This window comes from Methanofollis sp., assembly GCF_028702905.1.
Taxonomy (GTDB): Archaea; Halobacteriota; Methanomicrobia; order Methanomicrobiales; family Methanofollaceae; genus Methanofollis.
In genome coordinates, this window is the sequence record NZ_JAQVNX010000145.1 from 1 (window position 1) to 4,100 (window position 4,100).

The following is a 4,100-nucleotide window of genomic DNA, read 5'->3' on the forward strand; positions in this document are numbered from 1 at the left end:
CGGTGGTCGAGGTGCTCCACCGGGAGACGGACGGGTTCGTGACGGCCGGATGGGAGGGGAACCTTGCCTCTTACCTCAAAGAAAAGGATTTTGCCGTCGTCCCGATCACTACTCTCGAACAGCTCTGTTATGCCTCGAACTTTCTCTGCGTCAGGGACAGGGAGGCGGTCGCCGTCGACGCCGGGGCGCTCGCCCCCCGCGTCATCGAAAGGTTGCAGGAGAAGGCGGCGGATAGGCCGGGGAAGTACGACGCCCTCCTCGCGGCGGCCCGGGAGGACTACCGGCGCCTCATGGCCGGGGGCGGGTTCTTCCCGTACACGAAGGAGGTCGCCGCGGCAGGCCTTGAGATGGTGCCGGTCGCGCTCACCAATGCCACAGGCGGGTACGGCGGGGCGCACTGCATGACCTGCACGGTCAGGCGGTGATACGCGTCCCGGCACGGCCCCTGACGGCCTTCTCCGCATCGTCGAGATGTGCGATGACGGCCGACTGACCGCCGCCGCGGACAAACCTGACGGCCGCCTCGACCTTCGGCGCCATCGACCCCTCCGCAAACTCCCCGGCGGCGAGGAGACGTTTTGCCTCCGCAGCGTCCATCACGGGGATCAATTCCTCTTCGGCCGTCCCGAAGCGGCGGTACGCCCCCCTCACGTCTGTGAGCATGAGGAGGAGGTCGGCGTCGATGCCCGCGGCAATCCTCTCCGCGGCAAGGTCCTTGTCGACGACCGCCTCGACGCCCGCGAGACGGCCGTCACCCTCCCTGACCACGGGCACGCCCCCGCCGCCGCCCGCGATCACGACGGCGCCGCTCTCGAAGAGCGACCTGATCGCCCGGACCTCAAGGACCTCGCGGGGCGCGGGGGAAGGGACCACGCGCCGCCAGCCACGCCCCTCTTCCTCCCGCATCGTCCACCTCTCGGACGCACCGAGGGCCCGCGCCTCCGGCGCCGTATAATAGGGGCCGATCGCCTTGGACGGGCGGGCAAATGCCGGGTCAGACCTCTCCACCAGGGTCCGGGTCAGGACGGTCGCGACCGGCAGGTCGAGACCGGCCGCAGAAAGCCGGTTTGCCATGCACTGCTGGACCATGTAGCCGATCATGCCCTGGCTCTCGGCGCCGCAGACGTCGAGGGGCATCCGCGGCACCGCGTCCTTCGCGCACTCGTTCTGGAGGAGGATGTCGCCGACCTGCGGGCCGTTGCCGTGGGTGACCAGGACCTGGTGGCCGGCGGCGACCAGGGCGGCAAGAGGGGCCACGGCCGCGTCGATGTGGCCGAGTTGCTCCTCCGCGGTCCCCTCCTCCCTGTACCTGACGATGGCGTTGCCGCCGAGCGCCGCGACCACCTTCATCCGTCCTCCTTCAGGCAGAGGACGGAGACGACCTTCCCCTCCGCAGTCTGCTCGGAGACGACGCCGTGGATCTCGGTCTCGAAGCCCGGGAAGGCGGTGTCGAAGTCACCGTACAGGAGGAGAAAGTTGACGAGGCAGCGGTCCTCCTCAAGGACCCTCTCGCCTGGCATCAGCACAGGGATGCCGGGCGGGTACGGGACGACCATCACCGCCGCCGTCCTCCCGATGATCGAGCCGATGGGCACCGTCTCGGTCTCGCCGGCCACGAGGTGGCGGTAGGCCTCGGCCGGGGTCATCACGGCCTCGGGGATGCCGGCGTACACCGTCTTCAGCACGCCTGCAATGTTCCGCCTCCTGAGGTAGGCGTGCATCGCGTCGCAGAGGTCGGCAAGCCCCATGCCGCCGTAGATCTCGGGGTGGGCGCGGGTGAGGGCCGGGAAGACCCGTTCAAGCGGGGCGTTCTCGTCATAGAGGTCCTTGAACTCGAAGAGCTGGGCGATGAGGGTGCCCGATTTCCCTCGCGAGATCCCCATCGTGAAGAGGATGAGGAAAGAGTAGAAGCCGCTCTTCTCCACGACGATCCCGCGCGACTGGAGGAAGCGGGAGACGACCGGGGCCGGGATGCCGCGCATCCCCATGCCGCCGTCCTTCTCCACGCCCGGCGTGAGGACGGTCACTTTCAGGGGGTCGAGGAGGACATAGCCCTCGTCCAGGCCCTCGAACCCGTGCCAGGCATCGCCGGGCCTGAGCGTCCAGAAGGCGAGGTGTCTCTCCAGGTCGTCGCCGGCCTCGGGGCGGGGCCGCAGGTCGGGAAAGTCCCCGCCCTCGGGTTGCCAGATCCCGAACCACCACCTCTCCCCCGCCTCCTCGCCCGCCGCGAGTTGCTCACCTATCTGGACCATCTTCTGCCTGAAGATCAGCGCCTCTTCAAGGGTGTCGGCGATGAGGGCCGTGCCTGAGTCGCCCTCCATCATCTTTGCGGCGACGTCGAGGGAGGCGATGATCGAGTAGGCGGGAGAGGTGGACGAGTGCATCATAAAGGCCTCGTTGAAACGTTCGGGGTCGACCCGGCCATCCTCGGGGCGGTGGCCGTCGAGGATGTGGACCATCGAGGCCTGGGAGAAGGCGGCGAGCACCTTGTGGGTGGACTGGGTGGCGTAGAGGACAGGGTCGTCCGGGCCGAGGCCTGCCCCCGACATCGCGTACCGCCCCTCATACAGGGGGTGGACACAGGCATAGCCGTACCACGCCTCGTCGAAGTGGAGGGCGTCCACCATGCCCCGCAGCCAGCCGCGGATCGCGACGACGTCGTAGCAGAGGCCGTCGTAGGTGGAGTTCGTAATGACGGCGAGTTTCGGGGCGGCATCGGGCTGCGCCAGCCTGTTCGACCGGATCTTCTCCAGGATTGCATCCTCCGAGAACTCGGACGCGGGGATGGGGCCGATGATCCCGTAGTTGTTCCGCGTCGGGACCAGGTAGACGGGGACGGCGCCCGTGAGGATGATCGCGTACATCACCGACTTGTGGCAGTTCCTGTCGACGAGGACGATGTCGCCGGGGGAGACGCAGGACGAAAAGACGATCTTGTTCGCCGTCGAGGTCCCGTTCGTCACGAAATAGGTCCTGTCGGCCCCGAAGATCCGGGCGGCGTCGGCCTCGGCGTCGCCCACCACGCCCGAGTGCTCCAGGAGGGACCCGAGTTCGGGGACGGAGACGGAGAGGTCGGCCCTGAGGGTGTTCTCGCCGAAGAATTCGTAGAAGAGTTTGCCGACCGGCGACTTGAGGAAGGCGGCGCCGCCGGTGTGGCCGGGGGTGTGCCAGGCATAGGTGTACTCCTGCGTGTACCTGACGAGTTCCCCGAAGAAGGCCGGGAGGAGGGTGTCGAGATAGTCGCCGGTGACGTCCTCGATCCGGCCGGCGATGAACCGCGGGGTGTTGTCGAGTTTCCAGAAGTAGCCGTCGATGGTCCGGACCACCTCCAGGGGGATCTCGTTCACCGCCAGTTTGCGGGTGAACAGGAATATCGGGAGCGACCTGTTCCTCGTCCTGATCTCCCGGATCATCTCGGCCGGCCCCGGTGCGTCGGGGGCGTCGGCCTGGAGGTCCCAGTCGAGGAGGACGCCGGCAATCTCCGGGTACGACGACCTGAAGATGGAGAAGGCGTCGTCGATGGTCGTGGCCTCGACCACGTCGAAGTCAAGGTCTTTCAGGAGCCTGATGATCTCCCGGAGGGCGATGCCTCCCGCGGTCTTCGCCCCGAGTTCGGAGTCGATGATGAGGATGGAGAGGTCGAGGTTGCTGTACCATTCCATAGGTCTGTGCCCTCAGGGGGGAGTGGGCGAGGGAGGCATAAAAGGTATGGGTAGGAAACAGAGACCGGGAGACTCTATCGAAAGCACCACGTGGAGAGCGGCGATCAACGGGCTTCCAGAAACACAGATCAATCATCTTTCCCGCACACACCACAGGCAGTTCCCCGGAGGAAAACCCCGACCCCCCGCCTTCCCCACGCGGCTCGCCGGGGGCTCTTCGAAAGCCTTCGGCTTTCTCAAGCTCGCTGACGCTCGCTGCCCCCGGACCCCACATTAGGATAGGGCCGGGGAAGACAGAGCAGAGATCCTGAGGTGGGAGATTGCCATCCCTCCGCCTATCCTGCACCGGGGGAAACGAGCGCCAGCGAGTTCGAGAAAACCGAAGGTTTTCGCTGACGGGGGCGGTAGTCCCCCGGAGGAGAGCGTCGGCAGGACACA

3 protein-coding genes are annotated in these 4,100 nt (G+C 66.9%); 1 reads left to right on the plus strand and 2 read right to left on the minus strand.

Translation table 11 applies throughout. The annotated features are described in order from the left end of the window. On the plus strand, window positions 1-425 hold a 425-nt coding region (locus PHP59_RS11700; RefSeq protein ID WP_300167201.1), incomplete at its 5' end, for an arginine deiminase family protein. Here the strand turns inward: PHP59_RS11700 and arcC are convergent. Both arcC and PHP59_RS11710 read right to left on the minus strand, forming a co-directional pair. Then, entirely contained in the window at window positions 415-1,350 is a 936-nt protein-coding gene (arcC, locus tag PHP59_RS11705; RefSeq protein WP_300167203.1) for a carbamate kinase, read from the minus strand. The genes PHP59_RS11700 and arcC overlap by 11 nt on opposite strands. Continuing rightward, window positions 1,347-3,662 (minus strand): Orn/Lys/Arg decarboxylase N-terminal domain-containing protein, encoded by a 2,316-nt coding sequence (locus PHP59_RS11710; protein ID WP_300167205.1) that lies wholly within the window; start codon window positions 3,660-3,662, stop codon window positions 1,347-1,349. Before PHP59_RS11710 ends, arcC begins: the two co-directional genes overlap by 4 nt. Window positions 3,663-4,100 lie beyond the last annotated feature (438 nt).